Origin of the sequence: Tsukamurella conjunctivitidis (assembly GCF_007858475.1) — a bacterium.
In the GTDB taxonomy this organism is placed as follows: domain Bacteria; phylum Actinomycetota; class Actinomycetes; order Mycobacteriales; family Mycobacteriaceae; genus Tsukamurella; species Tsukamurella conjunctivitidis.
In genome coordinates this window covers 443733-466621 of the sequence record NZ_VIGX01000002.1, presented here as the reverse complement: position 1 = coordinate 466621, position 22889 = coordinate 443733, and the positions used below count along the sequence as shown (strand labels likewise).

The following is a 22889-nucleotide window of genomic DNA, read 5'->3' as shown; positions in this document are numbered from 1 at the left end:
GCGCTGCAGTGAAGAAAGAACCTACTTCGCGCTCGAACCCGCCGACGAATCGGAAGCGCTCGACCCCTCCGAGGCGGACGAATCCGAGGCACCTGCCGAGGAGCCCTTCGAGCTCGAGTCGGAGGTCGCCTTCGGCTCTGTCGCGGCCGACTCAGCGGACGGCTTGGACTCGGCCGCCGGCTTCGACTCAGCAGACGGCTTCGACTCGGCAGACGGCTTCGACTCCGCGGTGGGCTTCGACTCCTCGGCCGCGGGCTTGCTCTGCGTCTGCGTGGACTCGGCCGGCTTGGCCGCCGTCGGCTCAGCCGCGGGCTTCGACGTCTCAACCGCGGGCTTCGACGTCTCGGCCGCCGGCTTCGAGGTCTCGGCCGCAGGCTTGGCCGTCTCCACGGCGGCCTGGCTCGACTCGGCGGCCGGCTTCGCGGACTCGGCCGCAGGCTTCTGCGCGACGGCCGCCTTGTCCGCGACGGACGTCACGGGCGACTCGCCCGCGCTCGCGACAGAGGTGCGCGACACCGCGTCCGACGACGTGACGGTCGGTGCCGTCGTGGCCGGGGTCAGCGACGCGATCAGCTTCTCGATCTTGTCCGACGCCGCCTTGATCTGAGCGCCCGGGAACTCGACGATGGTCGTCACCGACTTGGTGACCGCATCGGCCACGAGGTTCACGGCGTCACCGAACTTGCCCTGGAAGATCGCCTGGGGCACCGAGGTCAGCAGGCCGTAGAAGTTCTTGTAGATCGAGAGTGCCGCCTGGCCTCCCGCGTACGCGGTCGCCACCGGGATGCCCAGGACGTCCAGCCCGGCCGTGATGGGGTTCGGCGCAACAGCGGCGGCCGTCTCCGACGACGTCGCGGAGGCGGTCTTGGGCGCCTCGGGCGCCTTCGGGCCAGCGCCCGTGGCGATCCACGTCAACGAGTCCGAGACGGCCTTCTGGAACAGGGTCGGGACGGATCCGAACTCGCCCTTGAAGATGGCCTGCGGGACCGAGGTGAGCATCTTGTACCAGATGGTGTAGACGCCCTGGCTGGTCTGCAGCACGCGGTAGACCGCCTGGACCGGGAGGCCGGCGACGTTGAGGATGTCGGTCACCGCCTTCGGGACCGTGGGCAGCTCGACGGCGGCCGCCTGGGCGACCGCGGTCGACGCGGCGGCCGAGGCTCCCTGGACGGCCTCGTCCGTCACGACGACGAAGGTGCCGAGAGCGGCGGGGACGGCGGCGGCGTTGGCGGCCGCGGGAGCCGCTGCGATGTTCTTGAGCACCGCCGCGGGGGTCGCGATAGCGCTCGCGACGGTGGCCTGCGGGGCGGCGGCGGGACCGGAGGTCGCGGCGACTGCGCCGGAGACCGGCGCGATCGCGACGGCGGCGGCCGCGACGACCGCGGTGAGGGATGTGAGGGAGGTGGCCTTCGTGTTCATTGGTGTCAGCTTCCTTGAGGACGGATGCAGCGCCCGGAGGTAATGCAGCTACGAACCGGGCGGCGCCGTGCCCGATTCGTACGGTAGTACCAATCTGATGAGACACAGAAGGCGGTGCCCGGAGGGACACCGCCTTCTAGCGTGTGGAGGGGATCAGCCCAGGGTGAAGGGCTTGCCCCACAGGAACACCGTCGACTGCGTGTTGCCCGACTTCACCTTGACCTTGGCGAAGAAGCGCGCCTGCGCGTAGCCGGCGCAGCCGTCGACGCCGATGGTCTGCTCGGTGTAGGCGAGCGAGCCCGAGGCACCCTTGAACTTGAACCCGGTGCTGGGATCGGCCCAGTCGGGCGCGATCTCGTCGCCGGGCGACGGCCAGGTGGCGCGGTCATAGGTCAGCATCTGCGTGCCGATGCTGCCCGCGGAGAGCTTGATCGACGCGCCGGTCTTGGCGGTCACCTTCGGTTGGATGGTCGGGCCGTTGAAGCCGATCGACGCACCCGAATCGCCGGTCACGCCGGCGGTGACGCCGGCCGAGCCGACGTCCACCTGGCAGCCCACGGCGTAGCCGGCGGCGATGGAGCCACCGTCCGGCTTGCCGCCGTTGATCTTGACGGAGACGAGGCCCGAGACCCACGCGTTGCGGGTGGTGGGCAGGGCCACCATGCCGGGCGAGAGCTTCGCGCTCTGGTTGGTGATGGAGACGACGACGTTCGAGTCGCCCACCTTGTTGGAGACGCTGCCGTTGGGCAGCGGGATGAAGGTGTCGGCGTTGGCCACACCCGTGGAGACGGTGCCGAGCGCCACGCCGGCCGCGGCGGCAACGACGGCGCCGCGGATCGCGATGTTCTTCATTGAAATGACATTCCTTCGGGAATCGCCGCCCCGCGGGGCGGGCAAGAGAGAGTCAGGTCGGTCGGGGAATCAGCCCAGCGAGAACGGCGCGCCGTACAGGAAGCCCTGAATACGGTTGCTGCCCTTGATCTCGACCCAGGTCACGACGCGCGCCTGCGCGTAGCCCGAGCAGTGCTTGATGTCGATGTTCTGGTCCTTGATCGACACGTTGTAGGTGCCGGCCTTGGTGAACTTGATCGAGTCCGTGGAACCGATCTGGTCGCCGCGGCCGTAGCCGGTGACGCTCGACGTCGCACCCGGGGTAAGCGGAACATTCAGGTCCACGCCAGCGCCGCCGAGGCTCGCGGTCGGGCCGCTCGAGTCGAGGCCCGCGCCGGGGCCCGTGACGTTGGCGCCGACGCCGATCGCACCCGGGAACTGGCAGCCGACGATGACGCCGACGCCGAGCTTGCCCTGGATGTCCTTGGCATCGGCCGGAGCCTTCACCGTGACCGAGCCGTTCGACGTGTACCAGGCGGTACGCGACTGGGCGGTGGCCAGCGAGCCCTGGATCGCCGAGGAGTTACCCGTCGACTTCAGGACGACGCTCCAGCCCTCGGGGGCCGGAACGGTCTTCTGACCGCTGGGCAGCGGGCCGGCGTTGGCCGATCCAGCGGCGACCGAGGCGGCCGCGGCCACCGCGATCGCAACGACGCCAGCGCGCCCTGCAACCTTGCTCATCTTGCTCATTCGTTCCCCTCACCAGGAATCATGGTGTGACGCTCCGGTAGGAGCGCCGGCCCGGAGGCTCACCCAGCCACGGACCGAATCCTGCGCATCGTCTCAGCGCCGGATCACTATCGGTTCCCCGGAAGTCTTCGCTGACCTACGGTTCCCGCGGAGCATATCCTCAGGTTTCGAGACGGCGCAACGGTTTCGATCTTCGTAAATGCAGAATTCGTGAACGTACCCATTACTATTTTTAATCTAGTACTCATGCGCCAACCTGCACTTCTTAGGTCGCACTCACTGGAAACGGGCGCCTACCAGCGCCCTAGTTAGGGCAGGCTTCCTGCTGAGAGTTCACTCAGATAACCCGGAGCCGTAACCTGACCGTTTCACGCGGCGGCTGTGTCCTTAGTCACACTACCAGCACGTTTGCCCGATCCGCCGCATTCAGCCGCCGTGGTGCGGCGGCCGGTTCTCGCGGTACCAGCGCTCGGTCGGGTCACCGTCGGACCCGGAAACGGGTGACGCCGCACCCGAGCGGGGTGCGGCGTCGTCCGGAAGATCGTCGCTCGTCTGCGAGGGGAGGACGTCCCCGAAGATCCGTGCGATGTCGCGTGCGGAGTACTTCCGGGAAGCAGGGCCCTCGGGGCGGGATTCGCCGGCGGTCATCACCGGGCCTGGTCGTCGCCGCCCGCGATGTGGCGGATGACGTGGGCGGCGAGCGGGGTCAGCGTCGCCATGCCGTCCCGGATCGCCGCGCGCGAGCTGGCGAGATTCACCACGACGGTGCTGCCGGAGACGCCGGCGAGGCCGCGCGACAGGCCCGCGTCGGTCGCGCCCGCGGCGAGCCCCGACGAGCGCAGCGCCTCGCAGATGCCGGGGAGCTTCTTGTCGAGGATCTCCTCGGTGGCCTCGGGCGTCACGTCGCGGGCACCCACGCCCACGCCGCCGATCGTCACGGCCAGGTCCACGCCGCCGATGACCGCGGTGTTCAGTGCGTTGCGCACGTCCACCTCCTCGGCGGGGACCACGACCACGGCGTCCACCTCGAACCCGGCCTCCTCGAGCAGCTCCGTCACCAGCGAACCCACCGACTTCCCCGCGCCGGACGCGCGGGAGGCGCCGGGCTGCAGGTGGTCGTCGACGACCACCACGAGGGCACGGCCGATCACGCCGGCACCGTCGAGCGCCGTGTCGTCGAGCGCCGGCACGTCCAGGACCTCGTCCTCCAGCCACGCGTCATCCGCTGCTCGGCTCTGGCTCATCTCCGCGGTCATCTTCGACTCCTCAGTCACTTGTCCAACTTATCGAGCGTCACCTGCTTGGTCACCGGACTCGTACTACTCGGGCTGTCGAGGTAGGTAACGGTCACGGTAGCCCCCGGCGGATAGGCGCGCACGGCTCCGATCAATCCGTAGCCGTCCGAGATCTGCAGATCGTCGACCTTGGTCACGAGCGCGCCCTTCGGGATGCCCGCGCGACCGAAACCGCCCGTGGCCGAGACCTCCACCACCAGCGCACCGGGCCGGCTCACCGACGCCCGCGGGTCCACGGTGACACCCACGGCCGCGTGCGACGCCGAGCCCGATTCCATCAGCTCCTTGCTGATCCGCTGCACCTGGTTCGAGGGGATCGCGAAGCCCAGGCCGATGCTGCCGCCCTGCTGGCCGGTCAGCTTCGACCCGCCGAGCGTCGCGATCGAGGAGTTGATGCCCACGAGCCGCCCGGTCATGTCCACCAGCGCGCCACCGGAGTTGCCCGGGTTGATCGCCGCATCGGTCTGCACCGAGTTGATCACCGTCGCCTGGTCGGAGTCCTTACCGCTGGTCGCCACGGGGCGGTTCAGGGCGGAGACGATGCCGCTGGTCACCGTGCCGGCGAGCCCGAGGGGCGCACCCACGGCGACGACCTCCTGGCCGACGGTCAGTTTGCCGCTGTCAGCGAAGGCCAGCGGCTTGAGGCCGCGCTTGTCGGTCTGGATCACCGCGAGATCGGTGATGGGGTCGGCGCCCACCACGGCGCCGCTGCTCACGCTGCCGTCGGAGAAGGAGACCGTGAGCTTGCCGTTACCGGCGATGACGTGGTTGTTCGTCACGATCTTGCCGTCCGCACTGATCACCACGCCCGAGCCCGACGACTCGGAGTTCCCCGCCTGGTTGTCGATCGACACCACCGCGGGCAGCACGCTCTGCGCCACGTCCTGCACCGAGCCCTTCACCACCGGCGGCGCGTCTCCGCCCGACACCGTCACCGTCGATGTCGAGTCCTGCTTGCCCCACACCAGGTACGCACCGGTCACGGAGAGCAGCGACGCGATCAGCGCGATCGCCACGCCCATCGCGACCAGCGCGCCCATCTTCGGCCCGCGTGCGGGCGGGGGCGTCGTGGTCACCGCGGGCAGGCCGCCCGGACCCGGGTAGCCCGACGGTCCGCCGCCGGGCGCCGGATAGGCGCCCGAGTACTGCTGCGTGGGCCGGTACTGCCCCGCCTGCGGGCCCGCCTGGCCGGGCTGCGACGGCTGTCCCGGCTGCTGGCCGTACTGCCCGGCCGGCTGCCCCTGGTCATAGGGATTCTGCGGACCCTCGGTCATGGAGCCCCCTCCTTCGTGTTCTTCCCCGCCCACATTGCATACGCCTGCTGTGAAGTGCCTGTGAGCAGATTGTCACTTCGCCCCGGGGCACACTCCATCATTTGCCTCGCAGCAAGCGGAGACGGGGTTCCCGTTGCACCACCTGCGGGGCCCGGCCGCCCGCCACGGGGCTGCCGGGGATCTCGAGGCGCACGAGCGCGCCGCCACCGTCGGCCGTGCCGACCGCGACGGAGCCGCCGTGCCGCTCCACCACCTGCTTGACGATCGCAAGACCCAGGCCGGAGCCCGGCATCGACCGGCTCGCCATCGAGCGGTAGAAGCGTTCGAAGACCAGTTCCCGGTCCTCCTCCGGGATGCCCGGCCCGCTGTCGGCGACGCTGAGCGCCGCCCGGTTCACGCCGATCTCGGCGAGCTCGACGCGCACCACGGAACCGTCGGGCGAGAACTTCGCGGCGTTGTCCAGGACGTTCACCACCGCGCGGCCCAGGCCGCCGTTGTCGCCGTAGACGAACCACGGGGCGCTCGTGACGTCGAAGTGGACCGTCGGGCGGCGGCGCTCGACGCGCTCGACCGCCTTCTGCAGGATCTCCTCGAGATCGACCTCCTCGTTCACCGCCTCGGGCGCGTCCTCCCGTGCCAGGTCGACGAGGTCACCGACCAGCGTGGTCAGCTCCTCGACCTGGGCGAGGACGTCGTCGGAGAGCTCCTTCATGTCGTCCTCGGGGATGGGCGGCGCGCCGGGCCGGTTCGCGGCGACGAGCAGCTCGACATTGGTACGCAGGCTCGTGAGCGGAGTGCGCAGCTCGTGCCCGGCGTCGGCGACGAGGCGCGCCTGCCGGTCGCGCGACTCGGCGAGCGCCTTGAGCATGGTGTTGAAGCTGGAGGTGAGGCGCGCCAGCTCGTCGCGCCCGGTGACGGGGATCGGGGCCAGGTCGTCGGTGCGGGCCACGCGCTCCGCGGCCTCGGTGAGCCGCTGCACCGGTCTCAGCCCGCCCCGCGCGACGGCCGTGCCCGCGATCGCCGCGAGCACGATGCCGCAGGCACCGACCACGACGAGCACCGTGCCCAGCTCGCTGAGCAGGTTCTTCGTCGGCGTGAGGTCCTCGGCGACGATGATCGTGACGCCGTTGTCGAGACGCCGCGCCATGACGCGGGTGTCGCCCTCGGAGCGCAGCGACTGAGCGAGCTTGCCCGAGATCACCTCGCGCTCGGGCTCCCCGATCGGGACCTGCCCGGACGGGCCCGAGTGGTACGGCGTCCCGTCGGGGTAGACCACCATCGTCCGGTTCACGGACATGTCCGGCCGGAACATCAGCATCATCATCACGGTGGTGAACTGCGTGACCGGCGAACTCATCGCGGGCGCGACGGAGTCCACCTGCTGGTGCAGGCGGTTGTCGACGTCCGCGTACATCGCCCGCTTGACCACGAAGAACGCCGACGCCGCCATGAGCGCCACCGTGATGCCCACGACGGCCGCGGCCAGCAGCGTGACGCGCCAGCGGAAGCTGACGTTGCGGGTGATCGGGTTGGGGTCGCGCATGGGGCGGCGGTCCCGGACCTCCGGACGCGCGTGCCTCGGCACCGTCATCGCATCACGGCGGGGTCTCGCGCAGGACGTAACCGACGCCCCGCACGGTGTGGATCAAGCGGCTCTCCCCCTCGGCCTCCGTCTTGCGGCGCAGGTACCCGACGTACACCTCGAGCGCGTTCCCCGAGGTCGGGAAGTCGTAGCCCCACACCTCCTCCAGGATCCGGCTGCGGGTGAGCACGCGGCGCGGGTTGCTCATGAGCATCTCGAGCAGGCTGAACTCGGTGCGGGTGAGGCTGATGTTCCGGTCGCCGCGGAGCACCTCCCGGGTGGCCGGGTCGAGGCTGAGGTCCTCGAAGCGGAGCACCTCGTTGTCGGCGCCGGCTTCCGGTGCAGCGCGGCGCAGCAGCGCCCGCATCCGGGCCAGCAGCTCCTCCAATGCGAAGGGCTTGGGCAGGTAGTCGTCGGCGCCCGCGTCGAGGCCGCTGACCCGGTCGCTCACGGCGTCACGGGCGGTGAGCACGAGGATCGGCAGGTCGTCGCCCGCGCTGCGCAGGCGGCGGCACACCTCGAGACCGTCGATGCGGGGCATGTTCAGGTCCAGGACCAGCGCTTCCGGGCGGTTGCTCGCGATGTGGTCGAGCGCGTCCTGCCCGTCGACAGCGGTGTCCACCTGGTACCCGTTGAAGGTCAGCGAGCGGCGCAGGGACTCCCGCACGGCACGATCGTCGTCGACCACCAGAATTCGCATAGTCCACAGTCTTACCGAAGTCGTGTGTGAATTGGCTTAAGGGGCCCTTGTCGGCGCTCGGCCCTGAGCGAACAACGGGTTCAGCGCGGACAACGGCTTCCACGGTCCGCCGGTTCAGCGACGACGCAGCGCGCGCCTGCAGGCGCCCACGAAGCGGCCGGCGACGTCCTCGGGCGCGATGGGTACGCGCCAGTCCTGCCACAGCGCGAGAAGGCGGAATCCGGAGGCCAGCACGGCGCCGACCACCAGCGCGCGGGCGTCCGTCGCGCCCCAGGACGCGGCGAGCACCGTCGCGCCGGCGCCGGTGAGGGCGGGGATGGCGTAGAGGTCGCGCTCCTGGATGAGCAGCGGCACCTCGTTGACCAGGATGTCGCGCAGTACGCCGCCGCCGAGCGCGGTGGTGATGCCGATGAGGGCGGCCGCGAAGGGCGACGCGTCGTGGTGCAGCGCGGTGAGCGCGCCGGTCGCGGAGAAGACGCCCATGCCGATCGCGTCGAGCACGAGCACGGAGTTGCGGAGCCGGCCGAACTGCGGGTGGAAGACGAAGACGAAGGCCGCCGCGATCGACGCGACGGTGATGTTCTCCCAGCCCTGGAAGGAGGCGGGCGGGTGGATGCCGAGCAGGACGTCGCGCGCGACGCCGCCGCCGACGCCCGTGAGCGCGGCGAGCGTCCACACGCCGAACAGGTCGAGCCGCTTACGGACGCCGATCAGCGCGCCGGACGCGGCGAAGACCGCGATGCCCGCGTAGTTCAGCACCGCCAGCAGCACGAGGGCCCCTTCGGATACACCTCAAGAGCGGGCCGGCACAGGGCCGACCCGCTCTCGGGGAAAGATCAGTGAGCTTAGCGGCGGTCGAGATCGACCAGGCCCAGCTTCGCGGCGCGCACGAGGCGACGCGGAACCAGGTGGGTGCGGCCGCCGACCTGCACGGCCTGCAGCTCGGGGTTGTTCGCCTTCCACTGCGAGCGACGAGCATGCGTGTTCGCCCGCGACATACGGCGCTTCGGTACAGCCATGATTCTTCCTATCGGTCTTGATGAGAAAAGCTCTCGACGCGAGCCCGGAAGGCTTCCAACGTCACAAGCACTGAAGTCTACCGTCCCGAGGCCCGCCCGCCAAAACGCGCGTACTTCTCCTGGAACTTCTGCACCCGTCCCGCGGTGTCGACGACGCGCTGCTTCCCCGTCCACAGCGGGTGCGAGTCACTGGTGACGTCGACGACGATCAGCGGATAGGTCGCGCCGTCGACCTCGACGGTCCGCGTCGACGTGGCGGTGCTCCGCGTGACGAAGACCTTTCCGGTCGACGAATCCTGGAACGCGACGGGGCGGTACTCGGGGTGGATTCCCTGCTTCATGACATCTCCTCATCGATCTCGGCCTCGGCCGCGGGCGCGGCGAGGTCCTCACACGGGTCCGCGTGCATCGCGCCGAACGGGTCGTGCCAGCGCGCCCACTCGCCCGGTCCGGCGGCCAGTTCGGCGGGGCTCAGCTCGGCCCACCGCAGGGTCTCGGCGATCCGGGTGGGGTCGGCGCCGGCGGTGAGCACCACCAGGTCGGTCCGCCGGTCCCCGTGCACCTCGTCCCAGGCCGCGGACGCCATGGCCCACCGCTCGGGCGATCCGTCGCCGCCCGCGGCGAGCCACGGCCCGGCCGCGCCGACGCGCAGTCCCGCGCCGGCGGACTCCAGCCAGAAGGCCTCGTCGGAGCGGGTGGCGAGCCAGATCCGGCCCCGCGCGTGGACGACACCGTCGAGCAGCACGTCGATCGCCTCGTGGAAGCGGCCGGGGTGCAGCGGGCGGCGTGCGCTGAACTCGATCAGGCGGACGTCGCCGTCGGGGTCCAGCGGCGGGCAGCCCGGCAGCAGCGGCCCGAAGGGCTCGATCGGCGCGCGCGGGACGCCCAGGCGCTCGACCAGATTCGTCAGCGGGACGCGCTCGCGGGCGATCGGGGCACCGGGCGCGAGCCGCCGCAGGACGGCGCGCAGTCGCGCGGGGTCGGGGCTGTCACCGGAGACGACGAGCAGGTCGGCGCTCTGCGCGTGCCCGACGGTGAGCTGCGCGACGGTGCGCTCGTCGTCGTCGGGGACGGGGAAGCGCTCGCCGAGATCCTCCTCGCCGAGCGCGTCGTCCAGCCACGTCGCGCCGTCGACGAAGCCGATCACGCCGGTCACCTCGACGTCACGCGCGGCCGGCCCGGCCACGGCACCGACCATCTCGACGACCACGTGCTCGATGGCGTGCCGCACCGCGTCCGCCTCGAGGATCGGGTCCAGCCGCACGACGATGCGCCGGACGCTCGCCCGGCGGTGCAGCGTGCGCAGCAGCGGCAGCAGGTCCTCACGCAGCGTGCAGGAGACGCAGCCGTGGGCCAGTTCCAGCAGTGCGACGCGCTCCTCGGCGGTGCCGTCGGGCCGGACGGTGGCCTCCGAGCGGACGACCAGCCCCTCGCGGAGGCCGGACAGGTCGTGGTGCACGACGACGGTGCCGGGTTCGGCCAGCTCCAGCGCGCGCTCCTGCCCGCCGAAGCCGGTCAGCAGCAGGACCGGGGTTCTATTGGAAATGATTCCCATTTCTAGTACGTTACCTTATCGACAATCATTCGCAAGAAGGAGGACCATGTCCGCACACTGCCAGGTCACGGGTCGAGCGCCCGGCTTCGGCAAGCGGGTCTCGCACTCTCACGTGCGCACGAACCGCCGCTGGGACCCGAACATCCAGCGCCGCCGCTACTACGTGCCCTCGCTCGGGCGCACCGTCGTGCTCCGGGTGTCCACGAAGGGCATCAAGACCATCGACCGCCGCGGCATCGACGCCGTGGTCGCCGACATCGCGTCCCGAGGGGAGAAGCTGTAAATGGCCCGCAACGAGATCCGCCCGATCATCAAGCTCAAGTCCACCGCCGGCACCGGGTACACCTACGTGACCAGGAAGAACCGTCGCAACGACCCCGACCGCGTGGTGCTGCGCAAGTACGACCCCGTGGTCCGGCAGCACGTCGACTTCCGGGAGGAGCGCTGATGGCGACGAAGGCGAAGATCGCCAAGAACGAGCGGCGCAAGGTCCTGGTCGCGCGGTACGCCCAGCGGCGCGCAGAGCTCAAGCGCGTCATCGCGCACCCGTCGACCTCTCCCGACGACCGGTCCGCGGCGGTGACCGCGCTGGCGAAGCTGCCCCGCGACGGCTCGGCCACCCGGGTGCGCAACCGCGATGCCGCCGACGGCCGCCCGCGCGGACACCTGCGCAAGTTCGGGCTCTCCCGGGTGAAGGTGCGGCAACTGGCGCACGAGGGCCGGCTGCCCGGCGTCCGGAAGTCGAGCTGGTGATGGCGCGTCGACCCACCCGCACACCGGCCCCGCGGCGCGGCCTCGTCCGCGTGCCCGACGGCGCCCTCGACTACAAGAACGTCACCTACCTGCGCACCTTCCTCAACGACCGCGGGAAGTTGCGCTCCCGCGCGGTGACCCGGCTCTCGCCCCAGGATCAGAAGAAGCTGGCGCTGGCGGTGAAGAACGCGCGCGAGATGGCGCTGCTCCCCTACTCCTCGAAGAAGTAGCGCCGCACGTCGTCGCCGGCGCCGCGTGGGGGCACGGCCGTCCCCCGCGCGGCGCAACCCGTCGCAGCCGTCGGCGGCGATACTTCGGTCGCGTAACCTTTCGGCCCGTGACCTCCGTACTGGCCGGCTTCGCCGTGATCGCGATCATCATCGCGGCGGGCTGGCTCCTCGGCCGGTGGGAGGTCCTCGGCGAACAGCCGGAGAAGCAGCTCTCGCTGCTCGTCTTCTACCTGCTCACCCCCGCCCTGCTGCTGCACGCCCTGGCGACGACGGACGTGTCCGTCCTGTTCAGCTCGCGGCTCGCGGTCAGCGCCGGGTCGGCGCTGGCGATCGCCGCCGTCTACTACGTGATCGTCCGCGTCGTCTGGCGGCGGACGATGGGCGACGCCACCATCGGCGCGCTCGCCTCCAGCTATGTGAACTCCTCGAACCTGGGCATCCCCATCGCGGTCTTCGTGCTGCACGACACCTCGTACGTCGCGCCGCTGCTGCTGTTCCAGATCCTCGTCTTCTCGACGATCGCGCTCACCATGCTCGACCTCGCCGAGTCGCGCGACCGGCCGGGCCCCGCTCAGCCGCTGTGGCGGACCGTCGCCACGCCACTGTTGAACCCCATCGTGATGGGCGCGCTCCTCGGCCTCGCCATCTCGCTCGCGGGCTGGCACCCACCCGACTGGCTGATGAGCCCGGTGAAGCTGCTCGGCGATGCCTCCGTGCCGATGGCGCTGCTGGTCTTCGGGCTCTCCCTGGGCGGCGTGCGCGTGCTGCAGAAGGGCGAGGCGCCCCGCCGGGACATCGCCCTGGCGACCGTGCTCAAGATGATCGCAATGCCGGTGCTGGCCTGGGCGATGTCGCGGTACCTGTTCGGTCAGACGGGGCACGCCCTGTTCGCTCAGACGGTGACCGCCGCGCTCCCGACGGCACAGAACGTGCTGGTCTACGGCCTGCGGTACAACCGCGGCGTCATCCTGGCGCGGGACTCCGGCCTTATCACAACGGCGCTGTCGATCCCCGCGATCATGCTGATCGCGTTCCTTCTCACCTGATGAATGTGACGAACGACCCGGTCACATTACGCGTGTGACGTCCATTTCGGCTTGGGTTCCCGAAACTACTCATGGGTTAATGAAGCCACGAGCAGCGTGCTGAACGGCGCGCTGCGAACCGAACCCAGGAGAGACCCATGGCTCAGACCGCCGCACAGCGCGCCGTCGAGGTGTTCGTCTCTGCCGTTGAGGCCCGCGGGGGCAAGGCAGAGGTGACCACGAAGGGCAGCACCACGCTCGTCACCGTGACCGCGAACGGCCGCACCGAGACGCTCCGCGTCAAGGCCACCACCGGCGATTCGTGGCAGGCCCGCAAGAGCGAGGCCGCCGTCAAGGCCCCCGTCACCGCATGGGCCCTCGTGGACCTGTCCGACGGTGCGCCCATCGCGCTCGCGTCCGCCGCCGACTACGCCGCGCACGTGGCGAAGCTCGCCGCCGGCTGGGAGGGCAAGAACCCCGGCAAGGCGCTCACCGCCAACACCAACCTCACCGTGACCGCGGACGCCGTGGCCGGCTGGGAGGACGCCTGGGCCGTGCTGGGCCTCGACGGTGCCGCCGCCGCGCCCGCGAAGCCCGCCGCCGCGAAGCCGGCCGCCGAGCCGGCCGCGAAGAAGACCGCTCCGGCGAAGAAGGCGCCCGCGAAGAAGGCCACCCCGGCCGCGAAGAAGACCACCGCGAAGGCCCCCGCGAAGAAGGCCCCGGCGAAGGCCGCTGCGAAGCCCGCCGCCAAGACCGCGTCGAAGTCCGCGGCGAAGTCCACCGCCGCGAAGCCGGCCGCGTCGAAGCCCGCCGCGACCAAGGCGGCCGCGAAGCCCGCTGCCAAGAAGACCCCGGTCAAGGCCTCGGAGGCCAAGATCACCCCGATCGCCGCGCAGAAGGACGCCGCCTCGAAGGGCAAGGCGCCCGCCTCGATCGACGCGAAGACGTCGAAGCCCGCCGCCAAGACCGAGAGCAAGGCCGCGCCGACGGCGAAGGCGGACGTGAAGGCGGAGGCACCGTCGAAGGACGTGGCGAAGGCCGCGCCGAAGAAGGGGCAGCCCTCGGGCATCGCGCTGCTGCTCAAGCGCCTCCCCGTGGTCGGCCGCCTGCTCTGACGCAGCGCCCCGCTCCACTCCCCCACGGGAACGCCGTCCCCAGGTCCACGACCTGGGGACGGCGGCGTTTCGGGAGGGTGCGCGCGGCGCCGCCGGGAGTACCCGGTTTTTCGCGGGCGCCGGGCCGCCGGAATCCCCTAGAGTCGATGTCATGTCCGACGAGTTGGAACCCCTGCGCCGCGACGTCCTGCGAGCCTCCGATCACGACCGCAACCGCGTCGTCGAGATGCTCTCCGAGGCCCTGGGCCTCGGCCAACTGACACTCCCCGAGTACGAGGAGCGCTCGCAGCAGGCGGTGGCCGCGCGGACCTTCGCCGATCTCGACAGCCTCGTCGTGGACCTGCCGGCCGTCCAGAACCTCCCCGCGACGTCCGCGCCGGCGTATCGCGCACCGTCGTCCGCCCCGGCCGGGGTGCCGCGGATGGGCGAGACGAAGTGGGCCGTGATGTCGGAGACGAAGGTGCGCGGCCCGATCGCCGTCGGCCCCGAGCACACCGCCACCGCCTTCTGGGGCGGGGTCACGCTGGACCTGCGCGAGGCGACCTTCCTCGTCGGCGACGTGACGCTCAACGCCTACGCCGTGATGGGCGGCGTGAAGATCATCCTGCCGCGCGGCGCCAACGTGCACGTCGAGGGCGTCGGTGTGATGGGTGCCTTCGAGCACAAGAACCCGCAGACCGGCGACCCCACCGGCCCGCGGATCGTGGTGAAGGGCTTCGCCTTCTGGGGCGGCGTCGAGGTCGCGATCCGGTAGTCACCGACCGGCTCGCACCGCGCCCCGATCCGCCTCGTGCTCCCTACCGCCGTTTGCGGCTGCCCAGGTAGTCGCTGACCACGGCGGCGCCGAGACCGTCCAGGTCCGGGGAGACCAGCCGCCCGCCCACGCGCCGCACCACCGCGGTGAGGAAGCGGGTGAGGCCGGGGTCGTCGCCCAGCTGGAAGACCGTGATCTGCGCGCCCTGCGCCGCAACCGCATCCAGGCCGCGCACCGTCATCGCCAGCGTCCGCGGGTGCGGCGGATAGTCGAAGAAGGGCTCGCCGTTGCGCTCCAGGTGCGCGGTGGGCTCGCCGTCGGTCACGACGAGCAGCACCTGCTGCGCGTTGGGGTGGGACCGGAAGTGCTGCTGCGCCAGGGCGAGCGCGTGGTACAGGTTGGTGCCCTGCTCGTACACGCCGTCCAGCCCGGTCAGTTCGCCGACGCTGAGCGTGCGCGCGTACCGGCCGAAGCTGATGAGCGCCAGATCATCCCCGCGGAACCGGGTCGAGATCAGCTGGTGCAGCGCGAGAGCCGTGCGCTTCATGGGCAGCCAACGGCCCTCCATCACCATGGAGAAGCTGGTGTCCACGAGCAGCGCGACGGCCGCACGGCTGCGCGCCTCCGTCTCGGTGACCTCGATGTCCTTCGCGTCCAAGGTCACCGGGCCGGTCTCCCCCGAGGCGGCCTGCCGCAGGACGCCGTTGAGCACCGTGCGGGTCGCGTCCCAGGGTTCGGTGTCGCCGAAGCGCCATTCCCGGCTGGCGCCGGTGGCCTCGCCCGTGGCGCCGGCCCGCGCGGTGTTGCGTTCGCCGCCGCGCGCCGTCAGCCGGTCCGCGACGTCGCGCAGGATCGACTGCCCCAGCTGGCGGATCGCCTTGGGCGACAGGCGGAGAGCACCGTCCGGATCGCGCGAGAAGTAGCCCTGGTCCTTGAGCGCCTTCTCCAGCTCGGCGAGCGTCCGCGCGTCGGCGACGGCCTCGTCGCCGAGCTGGCGCTGCAGCGCATCGAGGTCGATGTCGTCGAGCGAGGCCCCGTTGTGCTGCTGACTGAGCTGCTCGGCGAGGGATTCCAGGTCGGCGATGTCCTGCATCGCCTGCGTGGCGTCACCGAGGCCCATGCCCTCGCCGCCCTCGAACTCCTGGCTGCCGTACCAGTCCTCGCCGGGCCGCGCGTCCATGAGCTTGCCGGTCAGATCGTTCAGGGCCTGGGAAAGCTGCGGCGAGCCGAAAGCGGCGTGCGAGAGCTCCTCCAGCTCGGCCCGCTGCTCCGGGGTGAGGCTGTTGTAGAGCCGCTGCGCCGCCGCGGACCGCTGGGCGAGCGCATCGATCAGCTCGTCGATGTTCCGCGGGTTCTCCGGGAAGTACTGGCCGTGCTCGGCCATGAAATCATCGAAGTCGTCCTGGGTCGCAGTGCCGGCGTTGTGCTTGTCCAGCAGGGCGTTCAGATCGTCGAGCATCTTCTGGATCGCCGCGCGGTCCTCGTCGGTCGCACCTTCCAGGGCCTGCTTGATCCCGGCGAACTGCTGATCCAGCAGTTCGCGGCCGAGCAGGTCGCGGATCTGCTCGTACTTCTGCGCCGCCTCGGGCGAGCGCCACTGGTAGTCACCCAGCTCGCGCACGGCCTGCGCCGCCGACGGCGGCAGGTTCGAGATCCGCATCTCCTGGAACCGTGCGTCGTCGTCCAGCGCGCGGGCGAGCTCCTTGCGTTCCGCGAGCACCGCATCGTCGAGCAGCTTCTGCACGTCCTCGAAGGTCTTCCCGAGGTTGTTGCGCTGCAACAGTTCCTGTCGTCGGCGGTTGGCCAGTTCCGCGAGCTTGTCCAGGCCCCGGCGGTTCTCGCTGCCGCGGCGCAGGTACTCCTGCAGCGCGCGGCGCGGGGAGACGCCGCTCATCACATCGCGCCCGATCTCCTCGAGCGCGTCGCGCAGGTCCGCCGGCGGGGCCAGCGGATCGGGCCCGCCGGTGTAGCGGCGGTACCGGGCCAGGTGCCCGCGCCGTCCCTGCCGGTCGCGTCGCGCGCGCGACGACCTATCCGCCATAGACGGTCTGCCCCTCGTCGTCGGACTCCTTGCCGATCCGGCGGGCCAGGTACAGGCCCTCGAGCGCGAACTCCGCGGCCGCGGCGCGCTCGCCGGGCTCGTCGGCGTCGAGGCGCCGGTAGACCTCGGCGAGCACGGGGACCTCGGGCAGGTTCTCCAGCAGCTCGGCGGCCGTCACGTCGTCGCCGGTGACGATGGGCCCGCCGGCCTCGATCGCCTCCACCAGCGGCCCCAGGTCGACGCCCAGCAGGTACTCACCGATCGTCTCCGCCGTCGCACGACGCAGCAGGTGCACCAGGGTCGCGATCTCGCGCCCCTCCTCACCGGCCTCGAACTCGACCTTGCCGCGCAGCACGTCGGGCACCGTCATCAGGTCGACGGGACGCGCGACGGGCAGTTCCTCGCCGCCCACGGCCGCGCGGTGCAGCGCCGCCGCGGCGATCGTCTCCTGCGCCGCGATGGCGAACCGTGCGGAGACGCCCGACCGCTGGTCGACCGCCGGGGATTCGCGCAGCTCGCGGGTGAATCGGGCGAGCACCTCGGTGAGGTACTGCGGCACGGAGGCCACGACGTCGGCCTCCTGCTCGATCACCGCGACCTCGTCCTCGAGGTCGAGCGGGTAGTGCGTGCGGATCTCGGCGCCGAAGCGGTCCTTGAGCGGCGTGATGATGCGGCCGCGGTTGGTGTAATCCTCGGGGTTCGCGCTCGCCAGCAGCAGCACGTCGAGCGGCAGGCGCAGCGTGTAGCCGCGGACCTGGATGTCGCGCTCCTCCATCACGTTGAGCATCGCGACCTGGATCCGCTCGGCCAGGTCGGGCAGCTCGTTGACGGCGACGATGCCGCGGTGCGCCCGCGGGATGAGGCCGAAGTGGATCGTCTCCGGGTCACCGAGGCTGCGGCCCTGCGCCACCTTGACGGGGTCCACGTCGCCGACCAGGTCGCCGACGGAGGTGTCCGGCGTCGCCAGCTTCTCCGAGTAGCGCTCGTCGCGGTGGCGCCATGCGACGGGCAGCTCGTCGCCCAGCTCCTGGGCCCGCCGGATCGAGGCGGGGGTGATCGGGTGGTAGGGGTGCTCGCCGAGCTCGGCACCGTCGATCACGGGCGTCCACTCGTCGAGCAGGCCGACGATGGTGCGGATCAGGCGGGTCTTGCCCTGCCCGCGCTCGCCCAGCAGCACCACGTCGTGGCCGGCCAGGAGGGCGCGCTCGAGCTGCGGGATGACGGTGTCGTCGAAGCCCTGGATGCCGTCCCAGGGGTCGGTGTCGTTGCGCAGCGCGGCCAACAGATTGCCGCGGAGCTCGTCCTTGATCCCGCGATAGAGGTGGCCGGAGGCCTTGAGTTCGCCGAGCGTCGCAGGGAGCTCGGCGGGCGGATCGGTGCGTACATCAGCGCGTGCAGTGCTCACGGAAGACAACGCTACGCCGATCCGCCGTCCCCGCCCTAGCGAGTACGCCCGCAGCGAAACCGGGAATACCGGTGGGCTACTTCTTCGTGGTACCGGGGATGACGCCGGCGTCGATCACGGCCTTGCTGATCGGCCGCATGCGATCGATCAGGCCCGCCGCGGCGTCGCCGAACGCGGCGCCACTCACGGCGTCGGTGCCCGCCTCGATCTCGTCGTAGAGGGCCATGCCCTCGGGGGTCAGACGGTGCGCCTCCGGCTCGCCCTCGACCAGGCCGCGCGCGGCGAGCCGCGCCACGGCCGCGCCCCACTGCTCCTCGCTCCAGCCGCGGGTGATGCGGAAGAAGCGGCGGCCCATGACGCGCCGACGGATCTCGGGATCGGTCACGTCGGCCTCGTGGAAGACGCCGGCCTCGAGGCCGGTGAGGCCGTGCCGGATGAGCTCGGCGAGGTGGTTGTCGCCGCGCCATTCGCGCAGCACGGAGATGTGGCGCCAGAGCGCGAGCACCGGCGCATCGGGGACCGGCGAGCCGCCCCACGCGGAGGCGAGGGCGCGGCCCTCCAGCGGCAGACCGTCGACGACGGTGCCGAAGCCCTGCGCGAGGGCCTCGATCTCCGCGGGGTCGATGCCCGCGAGGATCGTGCCGTACTGCTCGGCGAGCATCGCGTAGCGGCGGTCGTCGATCTCGGCGAGCCCCGCCCGCAGCGCCTGCGACCACCCGTTCTCGATCACGGTGGGCGAGAAGTTGTAGAAGGCCGCCGTCACGACCGAGGCGTTCGCCTCACCCATCGGTGCCGCGCGGGCGCCGACGTAGAAGGCGTGCTGGTCGATCCCGAGGTCGCTGCAGGCGTCCCGGATGCCGGGGTTGAAGTAGGCGACGACGTGGAAGGGCTCGACGGTCTCGTAGGCGCGACGGGCGAGGGCGGCTGTCTCCGACATGTCCTCACCCTGTCAGGGCGGGCGCCGGATGTCGACGGCGGGCTACTTGTAGAAGCCCTCGCGCAGGTTGATGCCGTGCTCGACCCATGCCTTCATCGCGGCGAGCATGCCGGTCCAGCCCATGCAATTGCCGAAGGCGCCCTTGGCGCCGGCCTCGGTGGCGGTCCACGCCGACTCCGTGATGGTGACCAGCGTGCGGGTGTCGTCGTCGATTGGCGCGAATTCGAAGGTCGTGGTGGTGTGGCCGTCACCGGCGACGGCGTCCTCGGCCTCCCAGCGGATGACGATCTTGGAGTGCGGATCCGCTTCGACCACCTGCACCGGGAAGGCGCCGGGGAAGTCGGCGAAGTCCCAGGTGACCTCGGTGTTCGGCTCCAGCCGGCCGCGGGCTCCGCCGGTGGTGAAGTACTTGGAGAGCTGCTCGGGGTCGGCGACGGCCTCGTAGACCTGTGCGGTGGGGCGCGCCACGTAGCCGGAGACGGTGAAGGTGAGTTCCTTGAGTTCTGACATGTGATAAAACTACAACATGTCTGAGCGCGATCGCAAGAGCGAAGTCGAGACACCCGGCGGGGCGACGGCGGCCGGGGCCGATGACGCCGACGACCTGGTCTTCAAGGCCCTCGCGAACGGCACGCGCCGGCGCATGCTCGATGTGCTCAAGGAGTCGCCCCGCACCACCGGCGACCTGTGCGATCACTTCCCCGACCTTGACCGCACCACCGTGCTGCAGCACCTGCGCGTCCTCGAGCGCGCGGAGTTGGTGATCGGCCGCAAGGTCGGCCGCGAGCGTCACCTCACCCTGGCGCCCGTCCCCATCAAGCGCATCCACGACCGCTGGATCGGCGAGTACGCCCGCGCCGCCGTCTCCCTCCTCGACGACCTCACCCGCGGCTGAGCAGCCGCCGCACGTTTCGAAATTCGCGTTCTGCGAGGGTGCGAAGCCGAATCCCGGCTCGGATCCCCGCAGAACGCGAGTTTCGCCGGCCGCGGTCGTCGGACCGGTCAGTCGAAGACGTCGGGCGAGGAGGCGACGGTCTGTTCCCACAGCGGGCGGAACTGGAACCAGCCGGCGAGATCGCTGCCCACCTGCGAGTGGGTCAGGCGCGCGGTCGCGGGATCGATCTCCTGCGGCTCCCCGGCCGCCATGGCGAGGAGCTGCGCCTGGCAGGAGCGCTCCATCGTCACGAACCACCAGGCCGCGGACGACACCGAGCCGCCGACCGTGATGAGGCCGTGGTTCTTGAGGATCGCCGCCTTGTGGTCGCCGATCGCCGCCGCGACCCGCTTGCCCTCGACGGTCTCGTTGACCACGCCGGCGTAGTCGTCGTAGATGCCGTGGTCCTCGTAGAAGGCGCAGGCGTCCTGGGTGAGCGGCGCGAGCGGGATGCCGAGCGAGGAGAAGGACTTGCCGTGCACGGAGTGCGCGTGCGCGGCGGCCACGGCATCGGGCCGGGCGTCGTGCACCTGCGCGTGGATCACGAAGGCCGCCCGGTTCACCGGTCGCCTCCCGTGCACCACGACGCCGTTGTGGTCCACGCAGATCAGGTCCGAGACCCGGATCTGATTGAAGCTCATACCGAACGGATTCACCCAGAACAGGCCGGCGTCCCCGGGGTCGCGCGCGGTGATGTGCCCGGCGACGCCCTCGGAGAAGCCGAGGCGGCCGAACACGCGGAAGGCGACCGCCAGGTCGCGTTTGCGCTGCTCACGCTCCTCATCGACCGACAGCCCCATCGGCGGCAGTGGCATCTCCGCGTCCTCGGGCATGGGCCCGACGGCGGCCTCCAGCAGCGGACGGACTTCGGGCGGCACCTGCATCGAACATCTCCTCCGGTCGGTCGGCGCAGCGGGCGCGCGCCGTGGGCGGGACGACGAACGCCCCCGGGCAATGATTCACCGCGGGGGCGTTCGTCAGGGCCGTTCCGGCGAACCGTCGCCGGCGGGGCTCAGTGGAAGAAGTGGCGGGTGCCGGTGAAGTACATCGTCACGCCGGCCTCGGCGGCCGCCTCGACGACCTCCTTGTCGCGGATGGAGCCGCCCGGCTGCACGATGGCCTTCACGCCGGCGTCGATGAGGATCTGCGGGCCGTCGGGGAACGGGAAGAAGGCGTCCGACGCGGCGACCGAGCCCAGCACGCGGTCGCCCGCGCGGGTCACGGCGAGCTGCGCCGAGTCGACGCGGTTGACCTGGCCCATGCCCACGCCCACGGACGCGCCGCGCGAAGCGAGCAGGATCGCGTTCGACTTCACCGCGCGGCAGGCGCGCCAGGCGAACTCGAGATCGGCGAGGGTGGCCTCGTCGGCGGGCTCGCCCGCGGCCAGCGTCCACTCCTCCGGCGAATCGCCGGCGGCGTCGATCGCGTCCGACTGCTGCACCAGCAGGCCACCGGTGATCTGCTTGATCTCGGTGCTGAGCACCGGCGGCTCGGCCAGGAGCACGCGGATGTTCTTCTTGCGCTGCAGCACGGCGACGGCGCCGTCGGCGTAGGCGGGCGCGATGATGACCTCGGTGAAGATCTCCGAGACCTGCTCGGCCATCTCGAGGCTGACCTCGCGGTTCGCGGCGATCACGCCGCCGTAGGCCGAGACCGGGTCGCAGGCGTGCGCCTTGCGGTGCGCCTGCGCGACGTCCTTGCCGATGGCGATGCCGCAGGGGTTGGCGTGCTTGATGATCGCGACGGCGGGCTCGTTGAAGTCGTACGCGGCGCGCCAGGCGGCGTCGCCGTCGGTGTAGTTGTTGTAGCTCATCTCCTTGCCGTGCAGCTGCTCCGCCTGCGCCAGCCCGGACTTCGCGCCGCCCACGTAGAGCGCGGCGCCCTGGTGCGGGTTCTCGCCGTAGCGGAGCACGGCCTCGCGGGTCCAGGTGCCGCCCATCCACGCCGGGAACGTCTGGTCGGCCTCGGGCGCGACGACCGACGTCATGTACGAGGCGACGGCCACGTCGTAGTCGGCGGTGTGCCGGAAGGCCTTCGCGGCGAAGGCCTTGCGCTGCTCCAGCGAGAAGCCGAGGCGGGCGCTGTCGATGACCGAGCCGTAGTCGTCGGGCGAGACCACGACGGTCACCGACGGGTGGTTCTTGGCGGCGGCGCGCACCATCGACGGTCCGCCGATGTCGATCTGCTCGATGCACTCGTCCTCGGAGGCGCCGGAGGCGACGGTGTCGCTGAACGGGTACAGGTTCACGACGACGAGCTCGAACTTCTTGACGTCCAGCTCGCGCAGCTGCTCGAGGTGCTCGGGCACGCGGGTGTCGGCGAGGATGCCGGCGTGGATCTTCGGATGCAGCGTCTTGACGCGGCCGTCGAGGCACTCGGGGAAGCCGGTGACGTCCTCGACGCGGGTCACGGCGACGCCGGCGTCGGCGATGGTGCGCGCGGTCGAGCCGGTCGAGACGATCTCGACGCCCGCCTGGGCCAGGCCGGTGGCCAGCTCCACCAGGCCCGACTTGTCGTACACGCTGATGAGCGCGCGCTTGATCGGGATGTTGCTGCTCATGAAATGGTGACCTTTCGTCCATCCACGGAATAGCCCTGGCGGGCGACTGCCGCGACGACCTCTGTCAGAAGCCGGCGCTCAACGACCTTGATCCGTTCGTGCAGTGTCTCTTCGGTGTCCCCCGGCTGCACCGCGACCGCCTCCTGCGCGAGGATCGGTCCGGTGTCGAGCCCCGCGTCCACGAGATGCACGGTGGAGCCGGTGAGCTTGACTCCGTGCGCGAGGGCGGCGGGAACGGCGTGCGCGCCCGGGAAAGCGGGCAGGAGCGCGGGGTGCGCGTTGATGACGCGGCCCCCGAACGCGGCGAGGAAGGCGGGGCCGAGGATCTTCATGAAGCCGGCCGCGACCACGAGGTGCGGTTCCAGCTCGGCGACCGCCTCGGTGAGCGCCTCGTCCCACGCGGCACGGTCGTCGTAGGCGCGGACGGGCACCTCGGCGGACGCGACACCGGCGTGCGCGGCGATCTCCACCGCGCGGCAGCTCCGGTCAGCGACGACGCCGACCACGGCCCCGGGGTAGCCGGGCTCCGACGCCGCCGCGAGCAGCGCCTCGAGCAGCGAGCCGGTGCCGGACGCCAGCACGACGATCCGGGCGGGCGCGCACGGCGGCACGACCGTGGGGCTGGGCGTGGTCAGGATGCACTCCATCGCAGAGGGACGATTCCCGTTCAGACTAATCGTCCGATCCGAACCGGTTGATCGGGCCTACTG

At 71.0% G+C, this 22889-nt stretch carries 27 protein-coding genes; 8 read left to right on the top strand and 19 right to left on the bottom strand.

The window, feature by feature from the left end:
• Positions 1-21: 21 nt before the first annotated feature.
• From FK530_RS06230 to mrf, 12 genes are all read right to left on the bottom strand, one after another.
• Positions 22-1419 carry a hypothetical protein gene (locus FK530_RS06230; protein ID WP_146486141.1) on the bottom strand — a complete coding sequence of 466 codons (1398 nt, stop codon included), beginning with the start codon at positions 1417-1419 and terminating at the stop codon, positions 22-24.
• Positions 1420-1572: 153 nt separating this feature from the next.
• Positions 1573-2271 carry an MspA family porin gene (locus tag FK530_RS06225; protein WP_146486140.1) on the bottom strand — a complete coding sequence of 233 codons (699 nt, stop codon included), beginning with the start codon at positions 2269-2271 and terminating at the stop codon, positions 1573-1575.
• A 69-nt stretch (positions 2272-2340) separates the two neighbouring features.
• The gene (locus FK530_RS06220; protein ID WP_146486139.1) at positions 2341-3000 is read right to left on the bottom strand and encodes an MspA family porin; all 660 of its coding nucleotides are present in this window, start codon (positions 2998-3000) and stop codon (positions 2341-2343) included.
• 426 nt (positions 3001-3426) lie between these two features.
• Entirely contained in the window at positions 3427-3648 is a 222-nt protein-coding gene (locus FK530_RS06215) for a hypothetical protein (protein WP_146486138.1), read from the bottom strand.
• Positions 3648-4244 (bottom strand): MogA/MoaB family molybdenum cofactor biosynthesis protein, encoded by a 597-nt coding sequence (locus tag FK530_RS06210; RefSeq protein WP_410468441.1) that lies wholly within the window; start codon positions 4242-4244, stop codon positions 3648-3650. Before FK530_RS06210 ends, FK530_RS06215 begins: the two co-directional genes overlap by 1 nt.
• Before the next feature lie 26 nt (positions 4245-4270).
• On the bottom strand, positions 4271-5569 hold the full coding sequence (locus FK530_RS06205) for a S1C family serine protease (RefSeq protein WP_146486137.1): 1299 nt from the start codon (positions 5567-5569) through the stop codon (positions 4271-4273).
• Positions 5570-5666: 97 nt separating this feature from the next.
• The gene (locus tag FK530_RS06200) at positions 5667-7160 is read right to left on the bottom strand and encodes a HAMP domain-containing sensor histidine kinase (protein ID WP_166443257.1); all 1494 of its coding nucleotides are present in this window, start codon (positions 7158-7160) and stop codon (positions 5667-5669) included.
• 4 nt (positions 7161-7164) lie between these two features.
• Complete coding sequence (locus FK530_RS06195; RefSeq protein ID WP_146486135.1) at positions 7165-7851, bottom strand: response regulator transcription factor; 687 nt, start codon at positions 7849-7851, stop codon at positions 7165-7167.
• Positions 7852-7965: 114 nt separating this feature from the next.
• Entirely contained in the window at positions 7966-8622 is a 657-nt protein-coding gene (locus FK530_RS06190) for a trimeric intracellular cation channel family protein (protein ID WP_146486134.1), read from the bottom strand.
• 74 nt (positions 8623-8696) lie between these two features.
• Entirely contained in the window at positions 8697-8870 is a 174-nt protein-coding gene (gene rpmF / locus FK530_RS06185; protein ID WP_013127873.1) for a 50S ribosomal protein L32, read from the bottom strand.
• A 77-nt stretch (positions 8871-8947) separates the two neighbouring features.
• Positions 8948-9211, bottom strand: a complete 264-nt coding sequence (locus FK530_RS06180) for a type B 50S ribosomal protein L31 (RefSeq protein ID WP_146486133.1) — start codon at positions 9209-9211, stop codon at positions 8948-8950.
• Positions 9208-10425 carry a ribosome hibernation factor-recruiting GTPase MRF gene (gene mrf, locus FK530_RS06175; protein ID WP_146486132.1) on the bottom strand — a complete coding sequence of 406 codons (1218 nt, stop codon included), beginning with the start codon at positions 10423-10425 and terminating at the stop codon, positions 9208-9210. The genes FK530_RS06180 and mrf overlap by 4 nt, the downstream gene beginning before the upstream one ends.
• A gap of 46 nt (positions 10426-10471) precedes the next feature.
• On the opposite strand from mrf, the gene rpmB reads away from it, so the two are divergent.
• The 7 genes from rpmB (at position 10472) to FK530_RS06140 (ending at position 14302) form a co-directional block, all read left to right on the top strand.
• Complete coding sequence (gene rpmB / locus FK530_RS06170) at positions 10472-10708, top strand: 50S ribosomal protein L28 (RefSeq protein WP_146486131.1); 237 nt, start codon at positions 10472-10474, stop codon at positions 10706-10708.
• A complete protein-coding gene (gene rpmG / locus FK530_RS06165; RefSeq protein WP_146486130.1) occupies positions 10709-10873 on the top strand; it encodes a 50S ribosomal protein L33 in 165 nt (54 codons plus the stop codon). It abuts the gene before it with no gap.
• The gene (rpsN, locus tag FK530_RS06160; protein ID WP_146486129.1) at positions 10873-11178 is read left to right on the top strand and encodes a 30S ribosomal protein S14; all 306 of its coding nucleotides are present in this window, start codon (positions 10873-10875) and stop codon (positions 11176-11178) included. Before rpmG ends, rpsN begins: the two co-directional genes overlap by 1 nt.
• Complete coding sequence (gene rpsR, locus FK530_RS06155) at positions 11178-11408, top strand: 30S ribosomal protein S18 (RefSeq protein ID WP_146486128.1); 231 nt, start codon at positions 11178-11180, stop codon at positions 11406-11408. Before rpsN ends, rpsR begins: the two co-directional genes overlap by 1 nt.
• 107 nt (positions 11409-11515) lie before the next feature.
• Positions 11516-12454, top strand: a complete 939-nt coding sequence (locus tag FK530_RS06150) for an AEC family transporter (RefSeq protein ID WP_146486127.1) — start codon at positions 11516-11518, stop codon at positions 12452-12454.
• A 137-nt stretch (positions 12455-12591) separates the two neighbouring features.
• Complete coding sequence (locus tag FK530_RS26315) at positions 12592-13548, top strand: hypothetical protein (RefSeq protein WP_191834070.1); 957 nt, start codon at positions 12592-12594, stop codon at positions 13546-13548.
• Between the two features lie 151 nt (positions 13549-13699).
• Entirely contained in the window at positions 13700-14302 is a 603-nt protein-coding gene (locus FK530_RS06140) for a DUF1707 SHOCT-like domain-containing protein (RefSeq protein WP_146486126.1), read from the top strand.
• Between the two features lie 43 nt (positions 14303-14345).
• Here FK530_RS06140 and FK530_RS06135 read toward each other — a convergent pair whose 3' ends face one another.
• From FK530_RS06135 to FK530_RS06120, 4 genes are all read right to left on the bottom strand, one after another.
• Positions 14346-16343: a vWA domain-containing protein gene (locus FK530_RS06135; RefSeq protein WP_146486125.1), complete on the bottom strand. Its 1998-nt coding sequence runs from the start codon at positions 16341-16343 to the stop codon at positions 14346-14348.
• Positions 16333-17748, bottom strand: a complete 1416-nt coding sequence (locus FK530_RS06130; RefSeq protein WP_146486124.1) for a sigma 54-interacting transcriptional regulator — start codon at positions 17746-17748, stop codon at positions 16333-16335. Before FK530_RS06130 ends, FK530_RS06135 begins: the two co-directional genes overlap by 11 nt.
• Before the next feature lie 76 nt (positions 17749-17824).
• Positions 17825-18685, bottom strand: a complete 861-nt coding sequence (locus tag FK530_RS06125) for an SCO6745 family protein (protein ID WP_146486123.1) — start codon at positions 18683-18685, stop codon at positions 17825-17827.
• A gap of 42 nt (positions 18686-18727) precedes the next feature.
• Positions 18728-19195 carry an SRPBCC domain-containing protein gene (locus FK530_RS06120; protein WP_146486122.1) on the bottom strand — a complete coding sequence of 156 codons (468 nt, stop codon included), beginning with the start codon at positions 19193-19195 and terminating at the stop codon, positions 18728-18730.
• Between the two features lie 16 nt (positions 19196-19211).
• Here FK530_RS06120 and FK530_RS06115 point away from each other — a divergent pair, with 16 nt between their 5' ends.
• Positions 19212-19580, top strand: a complete 369-nt coding sequence (locus FK530_RS06115; protein WP_146486121.1) for an ArsR/SmtB family transcription factor — start codon at positions 19212-19214, stop codon at positions 19578-19580.
• Between the two features lie 107 nt (positions 19581-19687).
• Here the strand turns inward: FK530_RS06115 and FK530_RS06110 are convergent, their stop codons facing one another.
• From FK530_RS06110 to purN, 3 genes are all read right to left on the bottom strand, one after another.
• Positions 19688-20452 carry a class II aldolase/adducin family protein gene (locus tag FK530_RS06110; protein WP_231706530.1) on the bottom strand — a complete coding sequence of 255 codons (765 nt, stop codon included), beginning with the start codon at positions 20450-20452 and terminating at the stop codon, positions 19688-19690.
• A gap of 179 nt (positions 20453-20631) precedes the next feature.
• Positions 20632-22179 carry a bifunctional phosphoribosylaminoimidazolecarboxamide formyltransferase/IMP cyclohydrolase gene (purH, locus tag FK530_RS06105; protein WP_146486119.1) on the bottom strand — a complete coding sequence of 516 codons (1548 nt, stop codon included), beginning with the start codon at positions 22177-22179 and terminating at the stop codon, positions 20632-20634.
• Positions 22176-22826 (bottom strand): phosphoribosylglycinamide formyltransferase, encoded by a 651-nt coding sequence (gene purN, locus FK530_RS06100; RefSeq protein WP_146486118.1) that lies wholly within the window; start codon positions 22824-22826, stop codon positions 22176-22178. The genes purH and purN overlap by 4 nt, the downstream gene beginning before the upstream one ends.
• Between the last annotated feature and the right edge of the window lie 63 nt (positions 22827-22889).